24 protein-coding genes are annotated in these 24,746 nt (G+C 71.7%); 17 read left to right on the top strand and 7 right to left on the bottom strand.

Annotated elements, in window-relative coordinates; genetic code table 11:
* Nucleotides 1–25 precede the first annotated feature (25 nt).
* Nucleotides 26–1,489 carry a DUF2079 domain-containing protein gene (locus ACIBQ6_RS07215; RefSeq protein WP_397210622.1) on the top strand — a complete coding sequence of 488 codons (1,464 nt, stop codon included), beginning with the start codon at nt 26–28 and terminating at the stop codon, nt 1,487–1,489.
* A gap of 31 nt (nt 1,490–1,520) precedes the next feature.
* A complete protein-coding gene (locus tag ACIBQ6_RS07220; protein ID WP_358287959.1) occupies nt 1,521–2,312 on the top strand; it encodes an NAD(P)-dependent oxidoreductase in 792 nt (263 codons plus the stop codon).
* On the opposite strand, the gene ACIBQ6_RS07225 is transcribed toward ACIBQ6_RS07220, so the two are convergent.
* Nucleotides 2,309–3,391, bottom strand: coding sequence for a glycosyltransferase (locus ACIBQ6_RS07225; RefSeq protein ID WP_358287962.1), 1,083 nt, complete (start codon nt 3,389–3,391; stop codon nt 2,309–2,311). The genes ACIBQ6_RS07220 and ACIBQ6_RS07225 overlap by 4 nt on opposite strands.
* A 38-nt stretch (nt 3,392–3,429) precedes the next feature.
* Here ACIBQ6_RS07225 and ACIBQ6_RS07230 point away from each other — a divergent pair, with 38 nt between their 5' ends.
* The 3 genes from ACIBQ6_RS07230 (at nt 3,430) to ACIBQ6_RS07240 (ending at nt 8,824) form a co-directional block, all read left to right on the top strand.
* Entirely contained in the window at nt 3,430–4,248 is an 819-nt protein-coding gene (locus tag ACIBQ6_RS07230) for a PIG-L family deacetylase (protein WP_357998908.1), read from the top strand.
* A 49-nt stretch (nt 4,249–4,297) separates the two neighbouring features.
* The gene (locus ACIBQ6_RS07235; protein ID WP_397210623.1) at nt 4,298–5,356 is read left to right on the top strand and encodes a lysylphosphatidylglycerol synthase domain-containing protein; all 1,059 of its coding nucleotides are present in this window, start codon (nt 4,298–4,300) and stop codon (nt 5,354–5,356) included.
* A gap of 63 nt (nt 5,357–5,419) precedes the next feature.
* Complete coding sequence (locus ACIBQ6_RS07240; RefSeq protein WP_397210624.1) at nt 5,420–8,824, top strand: BTAD domain-containing putative transcriptional regulator; 3,405 nt, start codon at nt 5,420–5,422, stop codon at nt 8,822–8,824.
* Here the strand turns inward: ACIBQ6_RS07240 and ACIBQ6_RS07245 are convergent.
* Nucleotides 8,793–9,308 (bottom strand): hypothetical protein, encoded by a 516-nt coding sequence (locus ACIBQ6_RS07245; protein ID WP_358287971.1) that lies wholly within the window; start codon nt 9,306–9,308, stop codon nt 8,793–8,795. The genes ACIBQ6_RS07240 and ACIBQ6_RS07245 overlap by 32 nt on opposite strands.
* A 155-nt stretch (nt 9,309–9,463) precedes the next feature.
* Here ACIBQ6_RS07245 and ACIBQ6_RS07250 point away from each other — a divergent pair, with 155 nt between their 5' ends.
* Nucleotides 9,464–9,985: a DedA family protein gene (locus ACIBQ6_RS07250; RefSeq protein WP_397210625.1), complete on the top strand. Its 522-nt coding sequence runs from the start codon at nt 9,464–9,466 to the stop codon at nt 9,983–9,985.
* Here ACIBQ6_RS07250 and ACIBQ6_RS07255 read toward each other — a convergent pair.
* Nucleotides 9,982–10,173, bottom strand: coding sequence for a YegP family protein (locus ACIBQ6_RS07255; RefSeq protein ID WP_397210626.1), 192 nt, complete (start codon nt 10,171–10,173; stop codon nt 9,982–9,984). The genes ACIBQ6_RS07250 and ACIBQ6_RS07255 overlap by 4 nt on opposite strands.
* Nucleotides 10,174–10,284: 111 nt before the next feature.
* Here ACIBQ6_RS07255 and ACIBQ6_RS07260 point away from each other — a divergent pair, with 111 nt between their 5' ends.
* A complete protein-coding gene (locus ACIBQ6_RS07260; protein WP_397210627.1) occupies nt 10,285–11,130 on the top strand; it encodes a D-alanyl-D-alanine carboxypeptidase family protein in 846 nt (281 codons plus the stop codon).
* A gap of 104 nt (nt 11,131–11,234) precedes the next feature.
* Here ACIBQ6_RS07260 and ACIBQ6_RS07265 read toward each other — a convergent pair whose 3' ends face one another.
* Entirely contained in the window at nt 11,235–11,864 is a 630-nt protein-coding gene (locus ACIBQ6_RS07265) for a hypothetical protein (protein ID WP_397210628.1), read from the bottom strand.
* A 197-nt stretch (nt 11,865–12,061) separates the two neighbouring features.
* Here ACIBQ6_RS07265 and ACIBQ6_RS07270 point away from each other — a divergent pair, with 197 nt between their 5' ends.
* Nucleotides 12,062–12,355 carry a hypothetical protein gene (locus ACIBQ6_RS07270; RefSeq protein WP_397210629.1) on the top strand — a complete coding sequence of 98 codons (294 nt, stop codon included), beginning with the start codon at nt 12,062–12,064 and terminating at the stop codon, nt 12,353–12,355.
* Nucleotides 12,356–12,359: 4 nt separating this feature from the next.
* Here the strand turns inward: ACIBQ6_RS07270 and ACIBQ6_RS07275 are convergent, their stop codons facing one another.
* The 3 genes from ACIBQ6_RS07275 to ACIBQ6_RS07285 are packed head-to-tail and all read right to left on the bottom strand — an operon-like array spanning nt 12,360 to nt 14,453.
* Nucleotides 12,360–12,809 (bottom strand): group II truncated hemoglobin, encoded by a 450-nt coding sequence (locus tag ACIBQ6_RS07275; RefSeq protein ID WP_358287986.1) that lies wholly within the window; start codon nt 12,807–12,809, stop codon nt 12,360–12,362.
* 59 nt (nt 12,810–12,868) lie between these two features.
* Nucleotides 12,869–13,687, bottom strand: a complete 819-nt coding sequence (locus ACIBQ6_RS07280) for an RNA methyltransferase (RefSeq protein ID WP_358287988.1) — start codon at nt 13,685–13,687, stop codon at nt 12,869–12,871.
* A complete protein-coding gene (locus ACIBQ6_RS07285) occupies nt 13,680–14,453 on the bottom strand; it encodes a DUF4184 family protein (RefSeq protein ID WP_397210630.1) in 774 nt (257 codons plus the stop codon). The genes ACIBQ6_RS07280 and ACIBQ6_RS07285 overlap by 8 nt, the downstream gene beginning before the upstream one ends.
* A 141-nt stretch (nt 14,454–14,594) precedes the next feature.
* Here ACIBQ6_RS07285 and ACIBQ6_RS07290 point away from each other — a divergent pair, with 141 nt between their 5' ends.
* From ACIBQ6_RS07290 to ACIBQ6_RS07330, 9 genes are all read left to right on the top strand, one after another.
* Nucleotides 14,595–15,233 carry a hypothetical protein gene (locus tag ACIBQ6_RS07290; protein ID WP_358287994.1) on the top strand — a complete coding sequence of 213 codons (639 nt, stop codon included), beginning with the start codon at nt 14,595–14,597 and terminating at the stop codon, nt 15,231–15,233.
* Between the two features lie 224 nt (nt 15,234–15,457).
* The gene (locus ACIBQ6_RS07295; protein WP_358287997.1) at nt 15,458–17,140 is read left to right on the top strand and encodes a substrate-binding domain-containing protein; all 1,683 of its coding nucleotides are present in this window, start codon (nt 15,458–15,460) and stop codon (nt 17,138–17,140) included.
* A gap of 139 nt (nt 17,141–17,279) precedes the next feature.
* A complete protein-coding gene (locus ACIBQ6_RS07300; RefSeq protein WP_397210631.1) occupies nt 17,280–18,836 on the top strand; it encodes an RNA polymerase sigma factor in 1,557 nt (518 codons plus the stop codon).
* 274 nt (nt 18,837–19,110) lie between these two features.
* Nucleotides 19,111–19,479 carry a hypothetical protein gene (locus ACIBQ6_RS07305; protein WP_352327059.1) on the top strand — a complete coding sequence of 123 codons (369 nt, stop codon included), beginning with the start codon at nt 19,111–19,113 and terminating at the stop codon, nt 19,477–19,479.
* 11 nt (nt 19,480–19,490) lie between these two features.
* A complete protein-coding gene (locus ACIBQ6_RS07310) occupies nt 19,491–20,606 on the top strand; it encodes a GNAT family N-acetyltransferase (protein ID WP_358288003.1) in 1,116 nt (371 codons plus the stop codon).
* Nucleotides 20,607–20,756: 150 nt separating this feature from the next.
* Nucleotides 20,757–21,590 carry a glycosyltransferase family 2 protein gene (locus tag ACIBQ6_RS07315; protein WP_357978338.1) on the top strand — a complete coding sequence of 278 codons (834 nt, stop codon included), beginning with the start codon at nt 20,757–20,759 and terminating at the stop codon, nt 21,588–21,590.
* 11 nt (nt 21,591–21,601) lie between these two features.
* Nucleotides 21,602–22,543: a glycosyltransferase family 2 protein gene (locus tag ACIBQ6_RS07320; protein WP_358288006.1), complete on the top strand. Its 942-nt coding sequence runs from the start codon at nt 21,602–21,604 to the stop codon at nt 22,541–22,543.
* The gene (locus ACIBQ6_RS07325; RefSeq protein WP_358288009.1) at nt 22,540–23,343 is read left to right on the top strand and encodes a polysaccharide deacetylase family protein; all 804 of its coding nucleotides are present in this window, start codon (nt 22,540–22,542) and stop codon (nt 23,341–23,343) included. Before ACIBQ6_RS07320 ends, ACIBQ6_RS07325 begins: the two co-directional genes overlap by 4 nt.
* Complete coding sequence (locus ACIBQ6_RS07330; protein ID WP_397210632.1) at nt 23,336–24,652, top strand: lipopolysaccharide biosynthesis protein; 1,317 nt, start codon at nt 23,336–23,338, stop codon at nt 24,650–24,652. Before ACIBQ6_RS07325 ends, ACIBQ6_RS07330 begins: the two co-directional genes overlap by 8 nt.
* Nucleotides 24,653–24,746 lie beyond the last annotated feature (94 nt).

A 24,746-nucleotide genomic window follows, 5' to 3' on the forward strand; every position in this document is an offset into this window, starting at 1 on the left:
GGATGATCCCCTTACGCTTGCTGCCGTGACCGACGAAACGGTGATCACACGGCCTCCGGCAGGCACCGCACTCCCCGCCAGAGTGCTCCTCCGCCACCGCGTGCGGGTCGGCGCGATCGCGCTGCTCGCCGCGGTGGCGTACGCCGTTCTCGGGCTGGTCAAGCTGGCCACCTTCCGGGCGACCACGTTCGACCTGGTGATCGTGGACCAGGCGGTGCGCAACTACGCCCGCTTCCGGCCGCCGTACGTGCCGGTGCTCGGCGTCTTCCACGAGCGCGGCACGGAGTACCTCCAGCTCGCCGACCACTTCTCCCCGATCTACGCGCTGCTCGCGCCCTTCTACTGGGTGCACGACGGGCCCGAGACGCTCATCGTGGCCCAGGCGCTGCTGTTCGCCGGGGCGATCCCGTTCCTGTGGCTGTTCACCCGCCGCGTGCTGGGCGCCGGGCCCGCCTATCTGGTCGCCGTGGCGTACGCGCTGTCGTGGCCGATCGCCCAGGCCGTCGCCTTCGACGCGCACGAGGTGATGTTCGTCCCGCTGCTCACCGCGATCATGATCGAGCGTTACCACGCCGGACGCGTGCTGCCGGCGTTCCTGGCGATGCTCGGGCTCCTGCTCGTCAAGGAGGACATGGGACTCCTGGTGATCGGGGCGGGGCTGTACCTGTTCGTCGTCGGCGACCGCCTGCGCGGCCTCGTGTGCGCGCTGGTCGGCGCGGGGGCCGTCGTGCTCGTCCGGGGCCTGCTGATCACCTCGTTCGGCGGCGACAGCAAGGACTTCTGGGCCTACGGCCACCTCGGCCCCGACGCGCCCGCCGCGCTGCTGGCGATGCTGCGCGACCCGCTCGCCGCCCTGCTGCTGCCCTTCAGCGACGAGGCCAAGGTCGACACCCTGTTCCTGCTGGCCTGGCCGACGTTGCTGCTGTGCCTGCTGTCGCCGCTGTCGCTGGCGGCGCTGCCGCACGTGCTCGAACGCCTGCTGTCCGACCGTCCCCAGTGGTGGCAGGCCGACTTCCAGTACAGCGCGTTCACCGTGCTGATCCTGTTCTGCGCCGGCGTGGACGGCCTGGCCAGGCTGCTGCGCTGGACCGGCCGCGCCGACCGGCAGGGGCTCAAGCTGGCCTGGGCCGCCGCGGCCTGCGCCGTCGCCCTCACCCTGGTGCCCAGGTTCGCGCTCGACCAGCTCTACCATCCCGCCTTCTACAAGGAGGACAAGGCCGCCGCCGCGGCCGAGGCGGTGAGCAGGGTGCCCTCGGGGGTGACGGTCGAGGCGGTCAACTCCGTGGGCCCCGCGCTGTCCTCGCGCACCACCGTCCTGCTGTGGAGCGCGGCCCCGCGCGGCGCGCCGTGGATCGTGGCCGACACCGCCCGCTGGGAGTTCCCCTTCGGCTCCGCCGACGACCAGCGCAACCGGGTCGAGCAGCTCCAGACCGAGGGGTACACGAAGGTGTTCGAACGCGACGGGTACGTCGTTCTCCGCCGGAACTGACCGCATCGGCCCGATGCCGCACAATGTCGGCATGAAGATGATCGTGCTCACCGGCGCAGCCGGCATGGTGGGCGGTGCCGTACGCGAGCGGCTCCGCCGGTCCGCCACCAGGCTCGTCCTGGCCGACCGGGCGCCCATGGAGGCCGGGCCGGGCGAGGAGGCCGTCCGCACCGACCTGTCGGACCTGGCCGAGACCGTGGCGCTGGTCAAGGGCGCCGACGCGATCGTGCACCTGGCCGGGGTGCCGGACGAGGCCCCCCTGCCGGACCTGCTCGACGGCAACGTGCTGACCACCCACCGCGTGCTGGAGGCGGCCCGGCTGGCCGGCGTGCCGCGCGTGGTGCTGGCCAGTAGCAACCGCCTGACCGGCATGTACCCGGCCACCGCCACGATCTCCCCCGACCTGCCGCCGCGCCCCGACGGCCTGTACGGCGTCAGCAAGGCCGCCGTCGAGGCCCTCGGCCGCCTGTACGCCGACAAGTTCGGCCTCGAAGTGGTCTGCCTGCGTATCGGCAGCCTGGAGCCCGAGCCCCAGGACGTCCGCCACCTGGCGACCTGGCTGAGCCCGCGCGACTGCGCCGGGTTCGTGCACGCCGCCGTCACCACGCCCGGCCTGCGCTTCCTGGCCGCCTACGCCGTCTCGGCCAACACCCGCCGCTTCTGGCTGCTGTCCCCCGAGCTCGGCTACGAGCCCGAGGACGACGCCGAGTCGTACGCCTCCCGCGTCACCGGCACGCCGGCCGCCTTCTTCACCGACGACACCCCGCAGGGCGGCGACTTCGCCGCGCCGGAGTACACGCTGCGCAGGGGCGGCCTGGCCTAACGCGCGATCGCCTGCTCGTAGGCCCGGTCGAACCCCTCCAGCACCCCGGCCCACGAGCCCGCGACGGGCGGCGTCGAGCGGTTGTGCGCGGCGATCTCCCGGCGCAGCCCGGCGTCTGAGCACAGCCGCGCCACCGCCCCGGCCAGGTCGTCCAGGGTGCGGCCGAGCAGCCCCTCGGTGCCGTCCTTGACGAAGTCGGCGACGCCGCTCTGGGCCCTGGCCACCACCGGCACGCCGGCCGCCCGCGCCTCCAGCGCCGCGATGCCGAACGACTCCCTGGGCGCCGGGGCCACGAAGACGTCGGCCGACTCCAGCAGCTTGGCGATCTGCTCCCGCGAATAGCGGCCCGGCAGCGACACCCAGCCGGTCATGCCGTGCTCGGCCAGGAAACGTTCCATGCGGGCGCGCGCGGGGCCGTCGCCGACGATCGTGGCGCGCATCGGGATCGCGGCGGGCACCCGCGCCCGCGCGGCCCGCAGCAGCCTGAGCAGCCGTACGGGCTGCTTGCGCGGGGCCAGCCGGCCGACGGCCACCACGTGCACCTCCGCCCGCTCCGGCGGCACGCCGGGGGCGGGCGCCCAGCCCGACAGGTCGAGGCCGTTGGAGACCACCCGCACCGGCACGCCGGGCCCGGCCACCGCCCTGATGGGCGCCGCCGCCGCGGTGCTCACCGTGGTGGCCACCAGCCCCCAGCGCTGCCAGCCGAACGCCAGCCGCAGCAGCCGGTAGAGCCCCCGCGTGACCGGGTCCCACATGCTGTGCACGGTGACCACGCACGGCACCCCCGCCCGCCGCGCCGCCCGCACCCCCATCCAGGCGAACGGCGAGACCGCGCCGGTGTGCACGTGCACCACGTCGGGCCGGACGACGGAGACGCCCCGAGTGAGATGCCCCACTCCGAACGGATGCACCGGCAGGTCGAACGGCATCCTGGCGACGACCCTGCGCACCCCCGGCAGCGCCTCGCCCCTGGTCGCCGTGGCCACGACGACGTCGTGCCCGGCCTCGCGCTGCGCCCGCACCAGGTCGGCCACCTGGACCTCGATCCCCCCGAGTCGCGGCAGGTAACAGTCACTCACGTGAAAGATCCGCACCCCTCCCAGACTAATCTGGGCGTGTGCCTCCACGTACCGCGGTCTTCTTCCACGCCCATCCCGACGACGAGGCCCTGCTCACGGCGGGCACCATGGCGATGCTCGCGGCCGAGGGCCACCGCGTGGTGCTCGTGGTCGCGACCGCCGGCGAGCGCGGCCTGGCCGAGATCGGCCCCGGCGAGGAGCTGCGCGAGACCAGGCTCAAGGAGCTCTACGAGTCGGCCGCGCTGCTCGGCTGCGCCCGCGTCGAGTGCCTGGGCTACGGCGACTCCGGGCTCAGCCCCAAGGGCGGCGTCGCCGAGGAGCGGCCCGACAACGCCTTCATCGACGCCGACACCGAGGCGGCGGCCAGGGCCCTCGCGGCGATCCTGGAGGAGGAGAAGGCCGACCTGCTGTCGATCTACGACCCGGCCGGCGGCTACGGGCACCCCGACCACGTGCAGGTCCACCGGGTGGGCAAGCGGGCGGCGCAGATCGCGGGCACGGAGATCGTCCTGGAGGCGACGGTCAACCGCGACCCGCTGGTGCGGCTGCTACGCATGGCGGGCCGGGTGTACAAGTTCCCGCCGGAGTTCGACGTGCGCACGTTCGAGAGCGCGTACTCGGCGAGCGACACGATCACCCACCGGGTCAACGTCCGCCGCTACGCCCGGCAGAAGCGCGCCTCGATGGCCGCGCACGCGTCCCAGGCCAGCGGCGGCGACAGCGACCGCACCCTCGCCGTCATGCTGAAGGTCCCCGGCCCGCTCTACCGCCTGGTCTTCGGCACCGAGTGGTTCGTACGCCGCGACCTGCCGCCCGGCACTCGTCTCACTCACCCTTTCGACCCATGGCCGAAGTAGCACCTGAGGGTGACGTGCCGGCTCCGGCGACCCGTCAGACTGGTGGGCGATGAAGAACAAGCCGCTCCAGATCGCCCTGTCCGTCCTGTCGCTCGGGCTGGCCGTGCTGCTCGTGGTCTACCTGCCGCAGATCGTGCACGCGCTCACCGGCAAGCCGGTCTCCTGGCGCGAGATCGGCGCGGTCTTCGGGGCGCTCAGCTTCGGCCAGATCGCCCTGATGACGGCCCTGTGGCTGCTGAGCCTGCTGGCGTACACGTTCGTGCTGACCAACTCGCTGCCGGGGCTGAACAACCTCCAGGGCCTGGCGCTCAACGCGGCGGGCAGCGCGGTCAGCAACCTGCTGCCGTTCGGCGGCGCGGTCGGGGTGGCGCTGTCGTTCGCCATGACCAGGGGCTGGGGCTTCGCCAACCGGCCCATCGTGGTGATGACGCTGGTCAGCGGCATCTGGAACACGTTGTTCAGGTTCATCCTGCCGGCCGTGGGCATCATCGCGCTGCTCATGGCGGGCGAGGTGCTCGATCCGGCGTTCGTCAGGGCGGGCTGGACGGGCGCGATCTCCATCCTGGTGCTCTGCCTGGTCGTGGCCGTCGCCCTCTACTGGGACCGCGCCGCCGCCGTGCTCGGCCGGGCGCTCGACGGGCTCACCCGGCTGCTGCGCCTGAAGGTGCACGCCTCCGAGGCCTTCCACCGGCTGCGCGCCGACACCACGGAGGTCGTCCGCACGCGCGCGCTCGGCCTGTCGCTCGGCATGGTGTTCTTCCTGGGCTTCCAGTGGGCGATCATGGCGGCCTGCATGACGGCCACCGGCGCCTGGCCGGGCCTGGCCCAGTCGATCGCGGTCTTCGCGCTGTCCCGGGTGCTCACCAGCGCCGTGATCACGCCCAGCGGGGCCGGGATCATGGAGAGCGGGGTCGCCGCGATGCTGATCACCTTCGGCGTGCCGGGCACTCCGGCCGTCGCGACAGCACTACTTTTCGGCTTCTGGACTTACACTATCGAGATCCCGTTCGGCGGTCTCGCGCTCGGCGCGTGGGCGCTCCTGCGCAGGCGCAACGGCCGGAACGCCGCCGCGGAACCCCCGTCCGCGATCTCGAAGGCCCCGCAGTGACAATCCCAAAGCCATCAAAGACCTTGTGCGCCCTTCGGAAGCACGCATAGCGTGGCGGCTGACATGGTGGCGTTCCGGGTTCTGGGGCCAGTCGAGGCGTACGAACACGACGACGAACTCGACCTCGGCGGGTTGCGGCAGCGGGCCGTCCTCGCCCGACTTCTCGTGGCCAGAGGTCAGGTCGTGCCGGTTGACACGCTTCTTTACGACCTGTGGGACGACGACGCCGCCAAGGGCGCCCAGTCGGGCCTGCAGGTCTACATCTCCCGCCTGCGCAGGGTGCTCGAACCGGGCCGGCCGCGCGGCGGCCCCAACCGCCTGCTGGTGACCGTCGCCTCCGGCTACGCGCTGCGCGTGGCCGCCGAGCAGGTCGACGCGCTGCGCTTCGAGCAGCTGGTCAGGGCGGCGGGCGAGCACCTCGAAGAGGGCGACCCGCAGTCCGCCCGCGGCCGCCTGGAGAAGGCGCTCGGGCTGTGGCGCGGCACCCCCTACTCCGACTTCGCCGACCAGCCCTGGGCCGAGGCCGAGGTCAACCGGCTGGCCGAGCTGCGTCTGGTGGCCCGCGAGCGGCACGCCGACACCGGCCTGCGCCTGGCCCTGCACGCCGAGACCGTCCCCGACCTGGAGGCGCTGACCACCGAGCACCCGCTGCGCGAGGAGGGCTGGCGGCTGCTGGCGCTGGGCCTCTACCGCTGCGGCAGGCAGGGCGACGCGCTGGCCGCGCTGCGCAGGGCCAGGAACATGCTGGCCGACGAGCTGGGCATCGACCCCGGGCCCGCGCTGCGCAAGCTGGAGTCCGACATCCTGGCCCAGGCCCCCGAGCTGGAGCTGGCCGCGCCGCCGCGTCCCGCCCGGCCCGCCCCGGTCACCGACACCTGGCCGCCCCGCCCGGCCGCCGCGCACGTCGAGCCGCCGCCGCTGGAGCCCGAGCCGTTCGTCGGCCGCGACGCCGAGCTGGCCAGGCTGACCACGGCCGCCTCGCGCACCGGCCGCTTCCAGGTCGCGATCGTGACCGGCGTCGCGGGCGCGGGCAAGACCACGCTGCTGCGCCAGCTCGACGGCAGGCTCGGCGCCGACGGCTGGATCACCGCCTCCGGCGCCTGCCCCGACTCCAGCGCCACCCCGCCGGGCTGGGCCTGGGTCGAGATCCTGCGCTCGCTGATCGGCACGACCGGCGCCGGCGAGTACGCCCAGCTCCTGGCCCCCCTGCTCGACGACACCGCCCCCGACCCCGACGAGGACGAGGTCTCGGGCGGCTTCCGCCTGCACCGCGCGGTCGGCGGCTACCTCGCCGGCGTGGCCCGCCGGGCGCCGGTGCTGCTCACGCTGGAGGACCTCCACTGGGCCGACGACCAGACGCTGGCCCTGCTGCGCGCGCTGCCGAGCCTGCTGGCCACCAGCCGCGTCCTGCTGGTCGTGACGTGCCGGGAGAGCGAGCTCGACGACCGCCAGTCCGACGTGCTGGCCGCCCTGGCCCGTCTTGAGCCGCTGCGCGTTGGCCTGTCCGGCCTCGACCCGAAGGCCGTGGCCGAGCTGGTCAAGGCCACCTGCGTCCGCGAGATCGACGAGGACGCGGTCGAGTCCATCGTCGAGCGCACCGGCGGCAACCCGTTCTTCGTGCGCGAGACCGTCCGACTGCTCGACGCCGAGGGCGCGGCCGACCGGGCCAGCGCCACGCAGGTGCTCTCACGCGTGCCCTCGGGCGTGCGCGACGTGCTGCGGCGGCGCATCTCGCGGCTGCCCGCCGGCGCCCAGCAGATCCTGCTCCAGGCCGCGGTGATCGGCCGCGACGTCGACCTCGACGTGCTGGTCACGGTCGCCGGCGACGAAGACGCGGTGATCGAGGCGGTCGAGGCCGCGCTGCTGGCCGGGCTGGTCACCGAGCCGGGTCCCGGGCTGCTGCGCTTCGACCACGACCTGGTGCGCGACACGATCTACTCCGACGCCTCCCGCCTGCGCCGCACCCGCCTCCACGCCGCGGTCGCCGCGGTGATCGAGCAGCGCACGTCCTCCGACGTGGCGGCGCTGGCCCACCACTACTTCCTGGCCGACGCGGCCGAGAAGGCCGTCCACTACGCGGGCCTGGCGGCCGAGCAGGCCGAGCGGCGCTTCGCCCACCGCGAGGCGGCCACCCTGTGGGAGCAGGCCATCGCGGCCTTCGACCGCGGCGGTCCGCGCAAGGACGACAAGGGCCGCGAGTCCGAGCCGCAGCGTGCCAAGGAGCGGCTGCGGCTGATGCTCCGGCAGATCAAGGCGCTGGCGTTGTGCGGCGACATGACGGCGGCCAGGCTGCTGCGCCGCCAGGCCATGGACGCCGCGCTGCCGCTCGGCGACCTGGAGATCACCGCGAAGGTGGCCGCGTCGCTGGCGGTGCCGCACAAGGGCATGGCGCGCGACTTCACCCGTACCGCGTGGGAGATCGTCGACGTCACCGAGAAGGCGCTCATGGAGCTGCCCGCGGGCGAGCAGCGCCTGCGGGCGAGCCTGCTCACCACGCTGGCGCTGGAGCTGGAGGGCTCCTCCGCGCCCGAGCGCGGGCGGCAGGCGTCGCTGGAGGCGCTGGAGCTGGCCAGGCAGAGCGGCGACCCGACGCTGATCGCGGCGGCGCTGAGCGGCCGGCTGCGCCAGTCCTACGACATCCCGGCCGTCGACACTCGCGAGGGCATCGGCAGGGAGCTGCTGGAGGTCGCCCAGCGCTCGGGCCAGATGGCCACGCAGGCCCTGGCCCACCTGGTGCTGCTGGAGTGCGCGGCGGCCAGGGGCGAGTTCGCCGTCGCCGACGAGCACGCCGCCGCCGCCGACCGCCTGGCCAAGCAGTACGACCTGTCCGCTCCCGCGGCCGTCGTCGTCTGGTACGCCGGTCAGCGCATGATGATCGCCGGCGACTACGCGGGCGCCGAACGCACCTACCGCGAGGCCGCCAGGATGACCGCGCGGGCCGGCATGCTCGAAGGCCGCCAGGACCTCCCGTTGATCACCGCGTTCTGCCTGCACCTGGTCGACGGCCGGGCGGCCGAGACCGTCGAGCTGCTGGCGCCGGCCCATCAGCGCGGCGCCAAGTGGACGCTCGACGCCTACGCCCTCGCCCTCGCCTCGGCCGGGCACCTCAACGACGCCAGGGCCGTGGCCGCCACCCGCCCGCCCGTCCGGCCCGACTTCCTCTACGAGCTGGTGATGACCTGGCGGGCGCTGGCGGGCATGCTGCTCGACGACCGCGAGCGCATGGTCGACTGCTACGACAAGCTCAAGCCGTTCGCCGACCGGGTGGCCGGCGCGGGCACGGGCGTCGTGGCGTTGTGGCCGGTGGCGCTGACCCTGGGCGACCTGGCCATCCGGCTGGGCCAGCCCGACGCGGCCCGTGAGCACTACGAGAAGGCTCTTGAGGTGGCCCAGCGGGTGGGCGTGCCGCGCTGGGTGGAGGCGGCGCGCCGGTCGGTCAGCAGCTCACCTGGAAACGCTCGCTCGTGACGGTCCCGCCGGGCCGGGCGATCAGCTCGACCCGGTACCACCCGGCGTTGCCGGAGATCTGCGGCTGCCACTCCACGCTCCGGCTGCCGCCGGCGAACCCGGAGTGGTCCGCCAGGTAGGTGCGCCACGTCCCGGTCGCCGGGCTCCAGCGCGACAACCGCCAGCGGTACAGGACCGTCGTGCCGGGCCGCGGGTTGACCAGCAGGCCGCGGGCCAGGAACGACTTGCCGCAGCCGGGGGCGCCGTCGGTCAGGGCGCTGAGGGCGATCTCGCCCGCGCGGGCTGGGGCGCTCTGCCGGGCCGGGGCGGTGATGGGCAGCTCGCGGGCCGAGAGGGTGACGGTCCGCACCGGCTCGGCGGCCGATCCGGCGCTGCTGTAGGCGGAGAAGCCGACGTAGGCGCTGGTGAAGGCGAGCGCGGCCACGAAGAGCTTGACCGCGTTGGCGGTACCCCCGGCCAGGACCACCGCACTTCTCGACGACATGATCAACACCCCTTTTGCTCAGTTCAGGTATAGGGCGGGATGGTTGAGGGGTGGTTGTCGGCTACTTGCAGCCGGCGACCCGGCCTTGCAAGCTGATGTGGCGGAACGCCTCTTCCTTGACTAAGGTAAGGCTGACCTAAGGCGTTGGAGTGGGGGTGAGCGGGCTCATGTGGCATGCGGCTGCCGCCCTCCCCGATCCCGCCCGGCCGTTCTGGTTCGGGCTGCCGTACTGGCTGGTGGGGGCCGTTCTCATCCTCGCGCTGTTCGGCGCGTTCCAGGTCTACTACTGGGTCGGCCGCAAGCTCGGCGAGAAGCTCTACGAGTCCAGGGTCGGCGTGCGGCTCGGCCGCGAGCGCATCGCGCGGATCGAGGGCGTCGTCGAGAAGTGGGGCGCGCTGGCCGTCTACGGCTGCTTCTGGGTGCCCATGCTGCGGCACACGCTGCCATGGGTGGCGGGCGCGCTGCGGGTGTCCTATCCCTGGTACGTGGTGGCGAGCGCGCTCGGCTGCCTGACCTGGGCGCCCATCTGGTGGTTCGGGCTCACGGCGCTGGTGTGGGGCTGGCTGCAACTGGCCGCCCGCTCGCCCGTCAGCGCGCTGGTCCTGCTGCTCGCGGTCGCGGCGGGCGTGGCCTGGTTCTTCGTCCGCCGCCGGCGCAAGGCCCTGGCCTCGTCCTAGATCGTGGGCGGAGTCTGGTCGTCGATGGCGGCCTCGGGAGCGTTCCTGCGCACGGTCTCGATGCCGTTGACGCAGGCGGCCTTGCTCGGATAGCCCTCGCCCACGGCCAGCGTCTGCCCGTTGTTCGCGACGAGCGCGAAACGGAACGCGCCCCGCTCGTCCTGACTGATGATGAACCTGCCTGCCACGGCCTCGTCTCCCCGCAGATGTCGGATCTATCAAGCATTTACCCCCAACTGAGGGCCACTTACGGCCGAGTTTCGCAAACCAACCCTTGATCTCCTGCGAACATGTCTGGCATGCGTATTGGGGGTTTCATCGGCTCTGCCGTACTCGCGTTGGTTGTGGGGATCTCTTACCCGGCGTCCGCCGCACGGGCCGCCGACGTCCCGACCGTGAAGGCGGAGGCGGCATATGTAGTGGACTCGGACGGAACGATCCACTTCGCGAAGCGGGAGACCCGGCGGGTGCCGGTGGCCAGCCTGGTCAAGGTGATGACGGCCTACGTCGTCCTGCGCGAGGGACGCCTGAACGAGGCGATCACCGTCACCGCCGCCGACGTGAAGCACGCGACCAGCAACGGCGCGACCACGGCCGGCCTGCGGAAGGGCGAGCGCCTCACGGCCAGGGACCTGCTGTACGGCCTCATGCTCCCCTCGGGCGCCGACGCCGCCAACGCCCTGGCCAGGAAGTACGGGCCGGGCAAGACCGCGTTCGTGGCCAAGATGAACCGGGCCGCGCGCTCGCTCGGCCTCGGCGACACCCGCTACACCAACCCCGACGGGCTGCCCACGCCGGCCAACGGCGGCTACTCGACCGCCGTGGACCAGGTCACGCTGGCGCAGCGGGCGATGGCCGACCCGGTCTTCCGCACGGTGGTGGGCAGCAAGGTGTACAAGGTCGCCAAGTCGGCCCTGCACGGGGCGCACACCTGGCGCAACTCCAACAAGCTGCTCGGCCGATCCGCGGACGTCGTGGGCGTGAAGACCGGATACACGAACGCGGCGCGGTACTGCCTGCTGTTCGCGGGCGACCGCGGCGGCAGGCGGGTGTTCGGCGTCCTGCTCCACGACGGGGACGAGCGCCGCTTCAGCACCGCCGAGCAACTGCTGGACTTCGCGGGCGAGCAGATCGCCGGCGGCTGACCGCCCGAAGCCGGCCGGACGTGAGCCGGCGACTGACCCGCGGGAGCCGGCCGGAGATCAGCCGAACGCGAGCCGGCGACTGACCCGCGGCAGCCGGCCGGAGGTCAGCCGAAGGTGAGCCGGCCCGCCGCGGACAGCGTGCCCAGGCCGCCGGTCGCGCAGGCCAGGAGGCCCATGGCGGGCGTGATCGTGCCGCGGACGCGCTCGCGGTCCAGCGGCCCCGACACGACCGTGCCGGTCAGGAAGCTGTCGGCCGGGCTCTGGGTGGCCAGCCGGTCGGCCCGCGTACGCACCTCCGAGGTGCCGACCGGCCGCCCGTCGAGGCCGAACCAGGTGATGCGGGCGGTGCCGTGGACCTGCCGGGCGCTCGCGCACGACGCCCGGCCGACGCTCTTCAGGGTGACCCAGCCCGAGCGCAGGTAGGGGGCCGAGCTGTCGGCCGACAGGCAGCCGGTGAGCTGGAGGTTGCCGCGGGCCGACACCGGCTTCGCGGTCAGGCCGATGCGCGGGCTGAAGGTCAGCGGCCGACCGGTCGGGGAGCTGACGGCACAGCTCAGAGCGCTGCGATCGGCGGAGGCGGCCCGCGGATGCGTGGCCGCCTCCGGGCGCACGGCCGCTCCCGCACGAGTGACGCGCAGAGTCGTGAACGCGGGCGGGCTCGTGAACGCGGGCGGGGCCGTGAACGCGGGCGGGGTGGCCGCGACCGCGGCCGCGATGATCCAGGTCGGCTTCACGGGACCTCCGTCGGTCGCTCTCGGTGATCGGCGGATCACATCCTGCCGCATCCCGTCGTGGTTGAGGCCGCCGATCTCGGGTACCGGCTCGTCGCAACCGACGCCACCCAGGCCGACTTCGGCCGCCCGAAGCCGACCCCACGGTCGATTCGCGCAGATTAGGGTGGTGAATGTACCCCTCCGCAATAAGGAAGATCATGGCGGAATTCATCGAAGTCCGCACGACGATCGAAGGCCACGAGCAGGCCGCCGCGCTCGCGCACACGATCCTGCTCGCGGGGCTGGCCACCTCGATCGACATCGCGGAAGTCCCGGCCGCGGAGGCCGGGGTCTCCTGGCAGCTCACCCTCATCACACCACGCGAACAGGCCGCCGAACTGGCGGCGCACATCGGCGCGAACGGCGGTGCCGGCACCGTCGAGGCCCAGCCGGTGCTGCACGACATCGACGCCTACCCCGACTGGCTCATCGAGGACACCGACCGCCCCTGACCGGCTACTCCGGCGGCCGCTCCCAGTCCCAGCGCGGCACCTCGCGCAGCGGGTGGAGCTGGTCGTCGGTCTCGGCGTGGGAGTTCTGCAACGCCACCTGCGTGCCGAACTCCACGTGCGAGCGGAGCGAGGCCCGGAACGGCTCGTCATCGGGCAGCCCGGCCGCGTCGGCGGCCTCCATGTACAGCTCGACGAACCGCCGCCGCTGGGCCTCCTCGATGCCCAGCCCGCGGTGCGCCTCGATGAGCAGCGGGAAGCCGCCCATCTCCGCCGAGAACGTGTCAGGGCCGCCGAACGTCTCGACGGTGAAGGCGGTCAGGTTGTCCACGTGGCTCGCCTTTCCCTCGCCGAAGAGCGGCTGGAGCAGCGGGTCGGCCAGCAGGCTGCGGTAGAAGATCTCGATGAAGCGGCGTAAGCCTTCTTCGCCGCCGGCGTGCTCGAACAGGGTCTGCATGATTACAGGGTTACACGCCTGGTCGAAGCGCCACCAGACCCATTCGCACGCCCGGACGGTCAGCGCGCGGCGGCCGAGCGCATCAGCCCGTGGCAGGCGATCGCCGCCGCGGCCACCACGTTGAGCGAGTCGACGCCCGCGTCCATCGCGGCCGGGCTCATGGGGATGCACACCGCGTGGTCGGCCTCGTGCAGCCAGTGGGAGGACAGGCCGTCGCCCTCGGCGCCGAGCAGCAGCGCCACCCGGTCGCCCATCGGGACCCGGTCGAGGGGGACCGCGCTCTGGTCGGGGGTCAGCGCCAGGGTCTGGAACCCGGCCGCCCGCAGCTCGCCGAGGCCGGTGTACCAGTCGTCGAGCCGCGCGTACGGGATCGAGAAGACCGCACCCATGGAGACCTTCACCGCCCGGCGGTAGAGCGGGTCTGCGCAGCGCGGCGAGAGCAGGACGCCGTCCACGCCGAGCGCGGCCGCGCAGCGGAAGATCGCGCCGACGTTGGAGTGGTCGACCAGGTCCTCCAGGACCAGCAGCCGGCGGGCGCCGCCCTTGATCAGGGTCTCGGCCGTGGGCAGCGGCAGGCGTCGCATGGAGGCCAGCGCGCCGCGGTGGATCTGGAAGCCCGCGATGCCGGCCATCAGCTCGTCGCTCACCTCGTAGACGGTGGCGTCGCCGATGACGTCGGACAGCGACTCGTACCAGCGCCGGGTGGTCAGGACCGAGCGGATGGGGTAGCCGGCGGCGATGGCCCGCCTGATCACCTTCTCCCCCTCGGCGAGGAACAGGCCGCGCTCCGCCTCCAGGCTCTTGCGCAGCTCGACGTCCCGCAGCCGGGTGTAGTCGGCGATTCGGGGGTCGTCGGCGTCGAACACGTAGTCAGGCACCTTCCGATACTGCCATGCGCCGCCTGACCTGCCAGACGATCGCGTAGCAGGCCAGGACGGCCGACAGCCCGATCACGGTGCCCGCGCCCGTCTTGGTGAGCACGCTCCGGAAGCCGAAGGCGGGGTTGGGCTCGTCCACCAGCGGCCACACGAGAGCGCCGGCGACCGTGCCGAGCGTACAGGCGGCCAGCACGGCCCACCGCACGGCGGGCGCGAGCCGCAGACGGCCCGGCACGCCGGCCGCCTCGGTGCGGGACAACGCGCGCCAGGCCCACCACACGACCACGGCCAGCCCGACGGCCGACGAGGTGTACTGCAGCACGCTGAAGAGCCTCGTCGTGCCGAAGACGGGGGTGTCCGGCCAGGCGCCCCAGCGGGCGGAGGCGTAGGAGTGAGTGAAGGAGTCCCAGAACAGGTGGGTGGCCGAGCCGAGCACGCTGCCGGCCACCACCGGCAGGATCCTGAGCCGGCCCGGCCGCAGGAGCGCCGCGGCCGGCCCGGCCAGGGACGGCGGCAGCAGCGAGACCAGCGGATCGCGCAGCACGAGGTGGAACAGCGGCAGGAGCAGCAGCACCGCGGCCAGGTCGAGGGTGAACACGCCCTGCCAGGAGTGCCAGTCGCCGTAGACCGGCAGGAACGGCAGGAAGATCGGCAGGTCGGGGACCATCGTCCCGAGCGCGAGCGCCCACGGATCGGCGAACCGCCGCGCCCGTCCGGAGGCCACCAGAGGCAGCACGGCGGCGATGTGACTGGGCGTGAACGGCACGATCCCTCCCCCGGACGCGATCACCGCCATTATCCGGTGAATCTTGAACATCCTTTGCCGCACAGGGCTTAAAGTCACTCTGGGTCATGGGTACGTTACGTAACGCTGTCGACGGCCGGATAGCCGGGAGTTCGGGGGTTCATGGTGTCTGACCAGCGGATTCATGAGCATCCGGCCGCGACGGCCGACTGGCTGCGAGCCGCCCGCGCCGCGCGTGCGCTGTCGGTGGCCACGCTCGCCTGGCTGGCCGTGGAGAGCACGCTGGGCCTGGCCGCCGGGCTGTCGGCGCATTCCGTCGCGCTGATCGGGTGGGGGCTGTCGGCCTTCGCCGAGGCGGGGGCGAGCCTGATCGTGGTGTGGCGCTTCACCGGCGCCCGCACGCTCTCGCCGCACGCCGAGACCACCGCCAGGCGCGCGGTGGCGGTGAGCTTCTGGCTGCTCGCGCCCTACCTCGTCGGGCACGTCGCGCACGACCTCGACGCCGGCCACCGGGCCACGCCCACCGTGCTCGGCATCGTGGTCACGACGGTCAGCCTGGTCAGCATGCCCGCGCTGGGGCTGGTCAAGCGGCGGCTGGGGGCCCGGCTGGCGTCGGCGGCGACGTCCGGCGAGGGCACCCAGAACCTGATCTGCGCCGCCATGGCGGCCGGCGTGCTGGCCGGTCTGTGGCTGAACACGCTGGGCTGGTGGTGGGTGGATCCGGCCATGGCGGTGGCCCTCGCGGCGGTCGCGGTGCGTGAGGGAGCGCGCGCCTGGCGCGGTCACGCCTGCTGCCATTGACCGCCACTCTCCGTAATAGGCGCACCAAAAGAGCGGTTTTGCCACACAGAGCCCACCGAGTAGTGTTCCCGGAGTATTGCGGAGCAACTCCCGCTAGGGTCTCCGGAAGGTCTCAACACACCTAAGAGGACATCGTGGGGCGACACCGGACAGACGAGCTCGATGGCGGCTACCGAGCCCAGGAACCACCCTCCCGCAGACGGTCGGTCAGCGGGCGTGGCAGGGTGCTCGTACCGCTGGCCGGGGCCGTCGCGCTGGCCGTGCTCCTCGGTGTCGCGGCGTTCGTGATCTTCAATCGGGAGCACGACTGCTCGGCCGGCAAGCTGCCGCTGCGCGTCGTGGCCACCCCCGACATCCACCCCGCGCTCAACAAGATCGCCGCCAACTACACCAAGGCCCTGCACTCGATCGACAGCAAGTGCGTCGAGGTCACCGTGACCAGGGAGGCGGCGGCCAAGACCGCGAACGGGCTGGCCGCCGGCAAGTCCGGCGCGGACGTGTGGGTGGCCGACTCCAGCCTGCTGGTGGGCAACCTCCGCAACTCCCCCGCGGGCTCGGCGCTGCCGGAGCCGGCCGGCTCGGTCGCCCTGTCGCCCGTCGTGCTGGCCGCGGCCAAGTCCGCCGCGGCGAAGCTGTCCGGCAGCCTGACGCCGAGCTGGGCGGGCATGATCGCGGCGGCCAACGTGGCCAACCCCGACGGCCCCGGCAGGAAGGTCCGGGTGCTGGCGCTCGACCCGCAGAAGAACTCCGCCGGGCTGGCCGCGCTGCTGGCCGCCGCCACCTCGGCCAAGGAGGCCGGGCAGAACAAGGCGCTGGTCGGCGCGCTCAAGGAGATCTCCGGCCAGCTCGCCTCCGACCCGGCGGCGCTGCTGGCCAGCCTGACGGTGAAGTCGGGCAGCAAGGTGCCGGTCGGCGTCGCCTCCGAGCAGGCCGTCTACGCCCACAACGCCAAGAAGCCCGAGGCCCCGGTGGTCGCCCTCTATCCCAAGGAGGGCACGCTCAGCCTCGACTACCCGATCACGATCGTCACCAAGGACCCGGCGACCCAGAAGGCGGCCGCGGACTTCAGGCAGGACCTCGGCACGGACGCGGCCAAGAAGATCCTGCGCGACGCGGGCTTCCGCAGCCCCGACGGCAAGGCCGGCGAGACGCTGACGAAGGAGAAGGGGTTCGTCCCCGACAAGCCGGAGGCGCTGCCGCGGCCCGACGCCAAGAGCGTGGCCTCGATGGTGCAGACCTGGTCGCGGCTGAACCTCGGCACCCGGCTGCTCACCCTGCTCGACGTCTCCGGCACGATGGCGCTGCCCGTCCCCGGCACGAACATGACCCGCATGCAGGCCATCAACAAGATCGCCATGGAGGGCCTGGGGCTGTTCCCGGCCGACTCCGAGCTGGGCCTGTGGACGTTCTCCACCCACATGGACGGACAGGGCAAGGACTGGCAGGAACTCGTCTCCGTCGGCCCGCTCGCCGAGTCCACCAACGGCGTGCTCCGCAAGCAGGCGCTGGTCCGGCAGTTCGGGCAGATCCAGGCCAAGGCCACCGGCGACACCGGCCTGAACGACACCATCAAGGCCGCCTACGGCGAGCTGACGAAGACGTACCAGGAAGACAAGATCAACACCCTGCTGATCCTGACGGACGGCGCGGGCAACGACGATCCCGACGGCGGCGTCTCTAACGCCCAGATCCTGCAGTACCTCAAGAAGACCTACAACCCGAAGCGGCCGATCAGCATCCTGCTCATCGCCTTCGGGCCAGAGGCCGAGGCGGGCAGGAAGCAGATGGACACGCTGGCCAAGACGACCGGCGGCGAGGCCTACATCGCCAAGGACGTGCTCCAGGTCCGCGACTTCTTCCTCCAGGGCATGGAACGCCGTCTCTGCGCCCCCGACTGCGACGGCTGAGCCACTCCCGTCACACGGATCACGACGTCATGCCGGTTGGGCATGACGGCTGCCGCGCCGGTCAACCTGGCCGATCGAGGCGGCGTCCTCTCCCGCGTGGGGGCTTGAGCGCCCGTTCCACCCGCGGGGAGGGGAATCCGTGCCTGGATGGCCGACGGTCGGCCGCGCCGACGATCAGGAACTGGTCGCCGCTCTGCGGCGGGCCGACACCGACGCTCCCGCCGCCCTGTACGACTCCTACGGCGAACGGCTCTACGACTACGCCCTCTCGCTGATCGGCGACCGGGACTCGGCCGCCGACGCCGTGCACGACGCCCTGGTGACCGCGCAGGGCTGCGTGGACCGGCTGAAGGAGGCCGGCCGCCTGCGCGCCTGGGTGTACGCGCTGACCAGGTTCCAGGTCCGGGCCAGGATGGCCCACCGCGGCACGCCCGCCGGGGGCCTGCCGCAGGCGCATCCGTCCGGGCCGCCGTCCGGGGAGCCCGACTCCGAGCTGGCCGGGCTGGTCCGCGAGACGCTGGGCGAGCTGAGCGGGAACGAGCGCGAGATCGTCCTGCTGTCGCTGCGGCACGGCCTGACGCCGGTCGAGGTCGCCTCGGTGCTGGGGCTGACCTCCCGTCAGGCCGCCACCCGGCTGGGCCGGGCCCGCGACCAGCTGGAGAACGCGGCCGCGGCGGTCGTCCTGGCCAAGACGGGCCGGGCGCACTGCCCGGACCTGTCGGCGATGGTGGACTCCTGGGAGGGGCCGCTCACGCCGTTGCTGCGGCGGCGGCTGTCGGGACACATCGCCGGGTGCGAGGTGTGCACCGAGGGCAAGCACCGGCAGGTTGCGGCCTCGCGCCTGCTCGACCTGGTGCCGGTCGAGTTCCCGCCGCTCTCGCTGCGCCGCCGGGTGGTGGACACCTGCGTCGATCCCGGGCGCGACCAGACCAGGACGCTGATCACCGACCGCGGCGACAACTTCGACCGCACCGGCTTCCCGGTGGCCGCCGAACGGCGCTCGCGCCGCCGCCGTCCGCGCCGTCTCGGGCCGGTGGTGCTGGCCGGGGTGTGCGTGCTGGCCGCGACCGGGGCGGTGGTCGTGCTGAACGGCGGCGACGCCGCGCAGACCGCGCTCACCCTGACGCCCACGCCCACGCTCTCCCCCTCCTCCGAGCGCACGCCGGAGCCGGCGCTGGAGGAGGAGGACGTGACGCCCGAGCCCACGCCGAGCGCCGACACGCCGGAGGCGTCCCCGTCCGCCACGCCGACGGTCCGGCGGCCCGCCCGGCGGCCCGGCGGCGGGCCGGTCGCGCCCACGGTGAGCCGCCGCAGGCCCGCGCCGGTCGCCCGGCTCGGCACGACGTGCCCCGCCTCGATCGCGGGCGCGGCCAAGATCGGGCTGCGCGCCCGCAACGCCGCGGTCTCCTGGGTGGCGACCGCGTCACAGGGCCTCGACGTCTTCCCCGCCAGCGGTTCGGTCAAGGCGGGCGGCTCGGTGTCGATCTGGGTGACCGTCGTGGACCCGAGCGCCGGCGGCCGCGGCCGCGTCTCGTTCACCTCGAACGGCGGCGCCGCCAGTTGCTCGCTGGCCTGGAACGCCGACCGCGCCCCGGAGTCCGATCCCCCCTCCGACCCGCCCACGCCCACCGCCGAGCCGTCCGAGGCGCCGAGCGACGGACAGACCTCGAATGTGGACGCCGCGCCACAAGGGTGACGAACAGCTCCCCTGGAAGAGCGGACATAGCGGGATAAACAGGACCCTGGCTCGAACATCATAGGCCACATAGGGCATTCTGGTTAGCTTGGGGAACACGCCCGGAAACCCGGAGTCACCACGTCCTGTGGCGGAAGTCACAGGAGAAACTTCGCCATGCCGGTGAACCTCAACGGCTCACCAAGCGTCGGCATTGACGTGCCCGGACCAGGATTGGTCCCATGAAAATCGATCAACCATGTCTTGACCAGAAAGAGCAGGAGAGAAACAGGAGATGCTCAAGCACCGCAGAGCGCTGGCATGGCTGCTGGCGCTCGCCTGCATAGCGGGGGCCGTGGTCGCGCTGTTCGACCTCGACACCCCGCTGCGCCCGTTCTTGATCTCCCTGTTCCTCATGGTGGTGCCGGGGGCGGCGGTGGTGGGACTGTTGCGCGATCGTGACCCCCTTGCCGCACTATCAGTAGGAGCCGCGGCCAGCCTCGTCCTGAACGTGCTCCTCGCCGAAGCCATGCTGCTGTTCAACGCATGGTCGCCCAGAGCCGGCGTGGCGACGGTCGCCGTGCTCGGCGGGTTCATGTACGTGCTTCGCGTGTTGTACCGGGGGAAGAACATGCAGACCGAACAGGGGGCCAGGGCAAGGTGAACATCCAGGTAGTGCGCCCGAGAGACCTCGGCGACTCCGAACGCGCCCGATGGCGCGAGCTCCAGAAGGCCGATCCGAGTCTGGACAACCCGTTCCTCTCCGTCGAGTTCGCCGTGGCGATGGACCGCTTGCGTGACTACGTGAGGGTGGCGGTCATCTCCGACGGCAACCGCATCGCCGGGTTCTTCCCGTACGAGCGGCACAGCTTCGGCATCGGCAAGCCGCTCGGCGGCTTCCTCACCACCTGCCACGGCCTGATCGCCGTCCCCGACCTGCACCTCGACGCCAAGCAGCTGCTGCGCGCCTGCAAGCTCAGCGTGTTCGACTTCGACCACCTGGTCGCCGGCCAGCCGACGTTCGCCCCGTACGAGGCCGACGTGCGCCCGGCCCCCGTGATGGATTTCACCTCCGGCTTCGACTCCTGGCTGGAGCAGGTCAAGGCCAACTCCCCCAAGAACCTCAAGACCGTCCGCTACAAGGAGCGCAAGTTCGGCCGCGAGCAGGGCGGGCTGCGCTTCGAGTGGAACGCCACCGACCCCGAGGTCCTGCGCACGCTGCTGGCCTGGAAGTCCGACCAGTACCGGCGCACCGGCCGGGTCGACCGGTTCGCCCAGCCCTGGATCGTCGAACTCATCGACATGATGCATGCCGAGAAGTCATCGGACTTCTCCGGCATCCTCACCATGCTTTATGCCGGGGACGTGCCTGTCGCCGGGCATTTCGGTCTCCGTACGGCCACGACGCTTGTAGGGTGGTTCCCCGCCTACGACACCGAGTACGCCCGTTACTCGCCCGGCATCGTTCACCATCTGCAGATGGCCGAGGCCGCCGCGAACGACGGGATGCACATGGTCGACATGGGCAAGGGCGGCAAAGAGTACAAAGACTGGCTCAAGAGCGGGGTCCTGTACGTTGCCGAGGGCCGCATCTCACGACCGTCCGCGACAGCGGCCGTCCACTGGATGGGCCGAACTCCTTTCAACAAAGCTCGAACAATCGTCTTGGATCGACCGTCTCTTTATAAGGCGGCCGACCGCGTCCTCAAGGGCTTTGGTCGGGTGCGCACCTCGATGCAGCAGCAGCAGGAGTCACCCAATGTAGTCAAGGAACCAACGGGAGCCGGCTGAACGCTCCCGGCACCACCCCCCGGCACCAGCACACACCCTCACTCCACAGGACCCAACAATGCACCGCTCGTCGGCTCCGCCATTCCCGCAGCACCCGGGGATGACTCCGTGCGGTGAGCAGGGCCGGGTCCCGGAAGGATATCCCTCGCCATGAGTCCCGAGATCACCAAGCACAACGGCAAGGTCCAGAAGTCGCCCTTGCGTTCCATGCCGCCCCCTTCGAGCTTCACGCCCGTCACCCCTCACCTGGCCATTTCCCCTACGGTGAGCGTGGTCGTCCCGGCGATGAACGAGGCCGAGAACCTGCCGCACGTCTTCGCGACGATCCCCCAGTGGGTCGACGAGATCGTGCTCGTCGACGGCAACTCCGTCGACGACACGGTCGAGGTCGCCAAGCGCCTGCGGCCCAACGTGAAGATCGTCACGCAGACCGGCAAGGGCAAGGGCGACGCCCTGTCCGCCGGCTTCGCCGCGTGCACCAGCGACATCATCGTCATGATCGACGCCGACGGCTCGACGGACGGCCGCGAGATCATCTCGTTCGTGGGCGCCCTCGTGACCGGGGCCGACTTCGTCAAGGGCTCGCGCTACGCCGCCGGCGGCGGCAGCGACGACCTGACGCTCAACCGGCGCCTGGGCAACAAGGTCCTCACCGGCATCGTCAATGTGATGTACAAGACCAGCTACACCGACCTGTGCTACGGCTACAACGCGTTCTGGGCGCGTCACCTCGACGTGCTCGACCTCGACTGCGACGGCTTCGAGGTCGAGACCCTGATGAACGTGCGGGCGGCCAAGGCCGGGCTTAAGGTGCACGAGGTGCCCAGCCACGAGCGCAACCGCATTCACGGCGAGAGCAACCTGCGTGCCGTACGAGATGGCTTCCGTGTGCTCAAGACGATCCTGAAGGAGTGGCGCCGCCAGCCCTCCGCCCCTCAGCCTGAGCCCACCGCCACTCCCGCCGCTGACCGAGGCGTCGCGTAAGAGGAACCGTTGTGAACACGTCTGTTGTCATCTGCGTCTACACAGAAGAGCGCTGGGAGGACATCAGGCAGGCAGTCGAGTCGGTCGAGAACCAGAGCCGCCCGGCACACGAGCTGATCCTGGTGGTCGACCACAATCCGGACCTGCACCTGAAGCTCAAGCGCGCCTATCCACAGGCCATCGTGGTGGAGAACACGCACGAGCAGGGGCTGTCCGGCGGCAAGAACACCGGCGTGGCGACGGCCACCGGTGAGATCGTCGCGTTTCTCGACGACGACGCGGTCGCCGACGCGGGGTGGCTGGAGGCTTTGGAGGAGGGCTTCCAGGAATCCGGTGTGGTGGGCGTGGGCGGGCGTACCGACCCCTTGTGGGCGTCGAAGCGCCGGCCCCGCTGGTTCCCGTACGAGTTCGACTGGACGGTCGGGTGCACGTACCGCGGCATGCCCGCGGTACGCGCGCCGATCCGCAACGTCATGGGCGGCAACGCCGCCTTCCTGCGCGAGGTCGTCGCCGAGGTCGGCGGCTTCCACAGCGGCATCGGCCGCAGCGTGCAGGGCCGCAAGTCGCGCCCGCTGGGCTGCGAGGAGACCGAGTTCTGCATCAGGCTGAGCCAGCGCAAGCCGGGCTCGGTCATGCTGTTCGAGCCCCGCGCGGTCATCGGGCACAAGGTGTCCAGGCAGCGCGAGGGCTTCGCCTACTTCAGGTCCAGGTGCTACGCGGAGGGCCTGTCGAAGGCCCTGGTCACGCGGGAGGTCGGCACCCAGGACGGCCTGGCCAGCGAGCGCGCCCACGCCATGAAGACGCTGCCGCTCGGCGCGCTGCGCGGCGTGGGCGACGCCCTGCGCGGCGATCCGTCCGGACTCGGCAGGGCCGCCGCGATCGTCGTCGGCCTGGCCTGGACGACCTGGGGTTACGTGGTCGGCACGGCGAGGCTGAAGGTGGCACGCTCATGATCCGCATTCCGATCCTGATGTACCACTCGGTCAGCGACAGCCCCAACGACGAGACGCGGCCGCACGCCGTGCGGCCGTCCGACCTGGCCGAGCAGCTCGCCTACCTGTCGGAGAGCGGGTTCACCCCGCTCACGCTGGGCGACCTGGTGGCCGCGCTGAACAAGATCGACGGCCGTACGGTGCCGGCGAAGCCGATCGTCCTGACCTTCGACGACGGCTACGCCGACTTCCACAGCCAGGCGCTGCCCCTGCTCGACCGCTACAACTTCCCGGCCACGGTCTTCCTGACCAGCGGCTGGGTGTCCGACGCCGGCAAGGACGCCGCGGGCCGTCCGCTCGACGACATGCTGTCGTGGGGCCAGGCCCGCGAGGCCGCCCAGAACGGCATCGAGATCGGCGGCCACAGCCACAGCCACCCGCAGCTCGACCAGCTCCGCACCGACGACCTGCGGCAGGAGCTGCGCAGGAACAAGGGCCTGCTGGAGGAGAAGATCGGCGCGCCGGTCGCCACCATGGCCTACCCCTATGGCTACTCCAGCGCCCGGGTCCGCCACGAGGTGCGCAAGGCCGGCTACTTCGCCGCCTGCGCCGTGAGCAACACCATCGCGGCCGACCGCCACGACATGCTCGCCATCCCCCGGCTGACGGTCGGCAAGCCGACGACCATCAGCATGTTCAAGCGCGCCGTCGAAGGCAACGCCGTACCTCTCATCTACCTGCGCGAACGCATCCTCACCAAGGGGTACGCGGTCGTCCGGCGGACGAGGTACGGGCTGCAGCGGGTGCGCGGAAATGTCTAGCCTGCGGGAAAAGATCCTCCGCGACCTCAGCAATCCGCTCTTCCGCCAGGGTTACGCCCTGATGGCCAACACGGTCGTCACGGGCACCCTCGGCATGGGCTACTGGCTGCTCGCGGCGCACTTCTACACCCCCGAGGAGTTCGGGCGCGGCCAGGCGGTGATCACCGCGATGCGGCTGTTCGCGTCGCTGACCGCGCTCGGCTTCGTGGGGGCGCTGGCCCGCTTCCTGCCGGTGGCCGGGCGGCGCACGCCCGAGCTCATCCTGCGCGGCTACGGCCTGGCCGCCGCCACGGGCGGGGTCGCGGCGCTCGGCTTCCTGCTGACGCTGCCGCTGTGGGGGAAGACGTACTCGGTGCTGGCCGGGTTCGGGCCGGGGCTGTTCTTCCTGGCCTCGGTGCTGGTGTGGGCCGTCTTCACGCTCCAGGACGTCGTGCTCACCGGGTTGCGCAAGGCCACCTGGGTGCCGGTCAACAACCTGGTGTTCGGCCTGGTCAAGATGGGCCTGCTGGTCGCGCTGGCCGGCGCGCTGCCCGACGGCGGGATCTTCGTCTCGTGGATGATCCCCACCGCCCTCGCGCTGATCCCGGTCAACTGGCTGATCTTCGGCGTCGTCGTGCCCCGGCACGTCAAGAGCCTCGGCACCGCCCACGAGCCGCCCGGCCTGCGGCAGATCGGCCGGTTCCTGGCCGGTGACTTCCCCGGCACCCTGTCGATCCTGGCGATCGTCTACCTGGTGCCCGTGGTGGTGGCGACCAAGGTGGGCGAGGCCACGTTCGGGCGCTTCTCGATGGCCCACACGCTGGCCAGCATGATCGAGCTGCTGGCCATGAACATGGCGGTGTCGCTGACGGTCGAGGGGTCGTTCGACCGTTCCAAACTGGCCCTGAACTGCCGGCGGGCGCTGCGGCGCGGCTTCATGATCGTGACTCCGATCATCGCGGTGGCGATCATCGGGGCGCCGCTGATCCTGACCGTCTTCGGCGCCGAGTTCGCCGACGAGGGGTCCACGCTGCTGCGGCTGATGGCGCTGGCCGTGCTGCCGCGGGTGCTGATCGAGGTGTACCTGAGCGCGTTGCGGGCGCAGAGTCACGCGCGCACGCTGGCGCTCGTGCAGATCGGGCTGGCCGTGCTGGTGCTGGTGTCCACGGTGGCCCTTTTCCCGCACTTCGGGGTGAACGCCGTGGGGTACGGGCTGCTCTTCAGCGAGCTGCTGGTGGCACTTCTGATCTTCGGAAATCTACGCAAAATACTCAATTTTGGTGAAACTGGGCAGCCGACTGTCACTCAGGGGTCGTCCGGGGCCGCATGATGGTCAACGTGAGGCAACGGGACGGCGATGGCATGACTAAGGGGAAGACCGGCTCCTCCGACGTTCGCAAGGACGCCGGGGAGGAGACAGAGAC

Origin of the sequence: Nonomuraea sp. NPDC049655, from assembly GCF_044465465.1 — a bacterium.
GTDB lineage: Bacteria > Actinomycetota > Actinomycetes > Streptosporangiales > Streptosporangiaceae > Nonomuraea.